This is a genomic window from Streptomyces sp. S6 (assembly GCF_054880855.1).
Genome location: NZ_JBTYMC010000424.1, coordinates 1 through 4,538, shown reverse-complemented (window position 1 = coordinate 4,538; position 4,538 = coordinate 1). Strand labels below are relative to the sequence as shown.

Sequence of the window (4,538 nt, the reverse complement as noted above, 5' to 3'; positions counted from 1 at the left end):
CCGCATGGCCCACTCCCCCTGCGCGGCGGGCTGCACGCGCGGGCTGTCGCCGTCGTCCACGACGTCGAACCGGTACCAGCGCTCCCGGACGTCCACCACCTCACGCCCGCCGAGATACCGCCCCCACGGGTCCTCCAGGACGACCGTCCCGCGCGGCCGTGCCGCAGCCCTGCGCCGCAGGATCCGCACGACGGCCCAGGCGCCGGCGGCGAGCAGGACCACCAGCGAACCCACCACGATCCAGGGCCACTTGGCGGCCTCCGTGCGCACGGTGACCGTGTCGAGGAGCTGGTCGTCGAGGACGGCGCCGGTGTCGTCGGTGACGACGATCTTGCCGCCGAGGGCGGTGGGGTCGGTGCGGGCGGTGAAGCCGAGGTGGTCGCCGACGGTCAGTCTCACCGTGAACCGGCGGGCCTCGGCGCCGGGTTCGACGGTGACGTGGCGGGGGCTGAGGGTCAGACCTCCGGCCTCGGTGTCGGCGAACGCGAGGGTCAGCGTGCGGGGTCGTGTCCCGCCGTTGGTGACGGTGAGCTGCGCCTCGTGGGTGTCCCCGGGCCGCAGGTCGGCGCCGCCGAGCGCGAGGGACGCCTCCAGGGAGCGGCCGGGCGTGAACACGGCGGCGGGCTGGGTGCGGACGTCCGGCTGGAGGCCGACGGCGGACACCTTCGACGTGAACGTGAGGGCGCCGGACGCCGTGCGCGGCACGGTGACGGCGCCGGCGAAGCGGCCGTGCCCGTCGCCGGTGAGCGCGAACGGCACCGGCCTGTCGACGCCCTTGCCGGTGAGGGTGCCCGTGACGGTGATGCCGCGCAGGTCACGGGGGTCGAGGAGGGAGTCCTCGCGGGTCAGGATCGGTACCCGCATCTCGACCTTCGCGCCGGGCGCGGGCGCGTACTCGCTGAGCGAGATCGTCGAGCGCACCGCGCCGTGCCACAGGACACTGACGGTGGCCGCCCTGCTCCGGTGACCTTCGGGGGCGTCCAGACGGACCGTCCAGTTCCCCGGCAGCGGGCGGGTGACACGCAGCGACTCGGTGGCGCCGCCCTGTCCGCTGAACGTGTACGTCGAGTCCCGGTCGCGCGTACCGGGCTCGACGCGCCGTCCGCGCGGGTCGTAATAGGCGGCGGTGACCGCAGGGTCGCCCTTCTCGACGACGATGGTGCCTTCCGTCGCCAACGGCGAGATGCGGACGGCGAGTTCACCGGGCGGACGCTGCGAGCCGCCCTCGTCGCGGTAGTAGCAGCGGGCGGTGGCGAACGCGTCCTGGAGGGCGCCGCCGATCTTGGCCGGGTCGTCCGCCATGTGGGGCCGGGGACGGGCGTCCGGCAGGTCGGCGCAGCCGGACTGGTATCCGGCCGCCGCCATCTCCTTGAGCGCGTTCTCGTCGGCGTCGCCGAAGCCGAGCGGCCACACCTGCACCTTCGCGGCGGCGGCCTCGGCGAGCGCGTCCGCGAGATCCTTGCGGGCCGCCTCCTGCGCCGTACGGGCGTCCAGATCCCGGTACTTGAGGCTGTCCTTCACGTCCAGGACGCCGTCCGTCATCAGGAACAGGACGCGCGGCTCGGCGTCCGGCGCGGCCCTGAGGTCGGCGACCGACTGCCGGATCACCTCGATGAAGTCGGTGCCCGCGCCCTCGTTCTGCTCCCGGCGGCGCAGGCGCTTCGCGCAGTCCGCCGTCTTCTCCCGGGCCAGCGCGTCCAGCGCGCGGGCCGGACACACCTTGTCGACGGCGGTCTGGCCCGCCTTCTCGGCGCTCGCGAAGCCGAGCACCTCCAGCGTGGAACGGTTCGACGGCTCGCTGACGGCGATGGCGCCGACGGCCTCGCGCTCACGGTCGACGGCGGCCGGCCCGAGGCTCGCGGACTGGTCGGCGGCGACGACGTAGTGGACGGGCCGGTCGGCGTTCCCCTCGGCACCGGCCGGCGCGGTGAGGACGGCCGTACTCGCGGCCGTCACGGCGAACAGGGCCCCCAGCCGGACGTACCGGCCCCTGGAACTGGTCAATCTCGATGCTCCCCTGAATTGTGGCGCCACGTCGTGACGCGCCACCTCAGGAGTCACCCCTCTCCCCAGGGGCAACTCCGTGTGGGCGATTACGTTAATCCCACAAGAGGACCGTCGTGTCTGATTTCCATAAGAGCATGGCGAATTAGTTGCGAGGGGTTCGAATCGAAATCGAGCGGCGATTATTTGCGTTCACCTTTCGATTTCTGGTGACCGATTCCGATCGATTCACACGTCCACGTCGAGAAGTGCGGTCAGCCGGGATTCCTGCGCGCGCAGCGCCTCGCCGCCCCGGGGGCGGGCCGCCCGGTAGGTGTCGAGGCGGCGGCGCAGTTCCGCGCGGCGGGCCCGGGGGTTCTCGCACCACAGCTGGAAGAAGCCGCCGGAGCGCAGGACGACGACCGAGCCGAGTGCGGGGAGGTCTCCGTGCCCGCCGAAGTCCCGCTCGGCGAAGTCCTGTTCGGCGAGGCGGACGCGGTGGATGCCGTCGGGGTCGCGGTGCGGCGGATGCTCGGCGAGGCCGCGTCGGCTGAGCCAGCGGCCCGCCTCCTCCGCGAACCGCCTGCGGGCGTGCGCGCCGGCCTCCGCGAGCGCGCTGAGGCAGCCCGGTGAGCTGTCCAGGGCCTTGCTGAGGACCGGGTCGGGGGCGCCCCGGTGGGGGCGGGTGCAGACGAGATGCCCGGCGGACGTGCGCACGACGTGGGCGAGGAGGTACTCGACGTCCCAGGACAGGGCCCTCGGGTCGTGCACGCCGGGTTCCGTGAGGCTCGCCGCGTCGCGCGGGTCGAAGGGGTCGGGGGCGAGGAGCGGCGGGGGCGACGTCCAGGTGTCGAGGGGCGCCGGGCCCGCCGGGCCGCGTTCGGCGCTGCTCTCCGGCAGGGGGGTGCCGGTCCAGGCGTCGAAGTGGACGATGCGGCGGTCCCCGATCCGCACCGTGTACAGCTCGCCGTTCTCCAGGGAGCGGGTGCCGAGGCCGGTGAGCCTCAAGTGGCCCCGCACCGTGCTCAGATGGCCGACGGCCGTGAGGTGGGCGAGGGCCTGGCGGGTCAGCGCCGGGTCCAGGGCGAGGAACGAGGCGAGGTCCTCGGGGGTGGTCACGCCGGCCTCGGCGACGGCGCGGATCAGGTAGCGGTCGATGAGCTGATAGGGCTCGGCCGTGGTGACCTTCGCCTCGACCTCCACCCGCCATACCGGCACGAGGAGTTGGTGGACCGACTCCGGTACCGGGCCCGGCCGCAGCACCGCGTGTTCGACGGCGCGGGCGGGCGGGAAGCCGAGCGGGGTGGCGCTGCGGGGGTGCGGGATCATGCGGTGCGGGCTCCCAGACGTGCTTCGAGATCGCGGGACGGCAGCAACTCGCCGACCGTCGCGGTGTGTTCGCGCAGGGCGCGGGCCAGGTCGCGGAAACCCTCGTCGGCCGCCCGGGTGAGGGTGTCGAAGTCGCCGACGAGGACCAGCCGGCGCCGGGCCCTGGTGAACGCGACGTTCGCGCGCCGCAGTTCGTCCAGGAAGCCGACCGCGCCGGAGGGGTTGGAGCGGGTGAAGCCGTACAGGACGACGTCCCGTTCACCGCCCTGGAACGAGTCGACGGTCGCGATGTCGCCCCGGCCCGGCGGGAGGTCCTTCAACAGGTTGCGGATCAGGGCGGCCTGGGCCCGGTACGGGACGATCACCGCCCACTCCTCGTCGTCGGCCGTGCACCGGCGGGCCAGCGCGGCGAGGAGGTCGGCCTCGGCGCGGTTGACCCGGCCCCGGGGGTCACCGCCTTCGGCGCGGTCGCCGACGGGGCGGTCGCAGGTGTCGATGAGGACGAGGGGGGTGCGGAACAGGGGGTGGGGGCCGGGAGCTCGGGGGGCGGGGGGCCGCGGGTCGGCCGGGGTGAGCAACTGGCCGTCGTAGAAGGCGCGGGAGCAGAAGTCGGCGATCTCGCGGGGCATGCGGCGCTGGGTGCGCAGGCGGGCGACGGCCGTGTCGGGCAGATGGTCCTGGAGGAGCTCCAGGACGCTGCGCACGGTCAGTTCGGCGGCGTCGTCGCCGTGTTCGGCGCGGACCCGGGCGACCGTCTCCTCGTCGGCGTAGGGCGGCAGTTGGCGGTGGTCGCCGACCAGGACCGCGCGGCGGGCGCGGACCAGGGGGACCAGGGCGTCGGCGGTGGTGATCTGCCCGGCCTCGTCGACGACCACGAGGTCGAACTCGACGCCGGTGAGCAGCGCGGGCCCGGCCGCGCCGGAGCTGGTGGCGCCCACGACATGGGCGTAGCGGACGAGTTCGGCGTGCAGTTGCCCGGTCGCCTCCTCGACGGCGTCGCGCCACTCCTCCAGCAGCGACCTGCGGGCCGCGAGGAGGGGGTGCGCGGTACGGGTCCAGCGCGCGAAGTCGTAGAGGTCGGCGGGGGCGTCGCCGACGGGCGCGAGCAGGGCGCGGCAGGGTGCCTCCGCGTCCTGGGCCGCCTTCCGGCACCGGGCCGTCTCCCGTCCGGCGCGCTCGACGTCCGCCCGGCGTTCCCGGACGGCCGGATGGTCGCGGGTCGCCTC

3 protein-coding genes are annotated in these 4,538 nt (G+C 74.3%); all 3 read right to left on the bottom strand.

The features are described 5' to 3' along the window. Nucleotides 1–2,004 (bottom strand): VWA domain-containing protein (locus ACVNF4_RS32845; RefSeq protein ID WP_461806532.1); only part of this gene is annotated, 2,004 nt, incomplete at its 3' end. Between the two features lie 228 nt (nucleotides 2,005–2,232). Then, nucleotides 2,233–3,312, bottom strand: coding sequence for a hypothetical protein (locus tag ACVNF4_RS32840; protein ID WP_461806531.1), 1,080 nt, complete (start codon nucleotides 3,310–3,312; stop codon nucleotides 2,233–2,235). Then, a partial coding sequence (locus ACVNF4_RS32835) for a DEAD/DEAH box helicase (protein ID WP_461806530.1) occupies nucleotides 3,309–4,538 on the bottom strand: 1,230 nt, incomplete at its 5' end. The genes ACVNF4_RS32840 and ACVNF4_RS32835, both read right to left, overlap by 4 nt.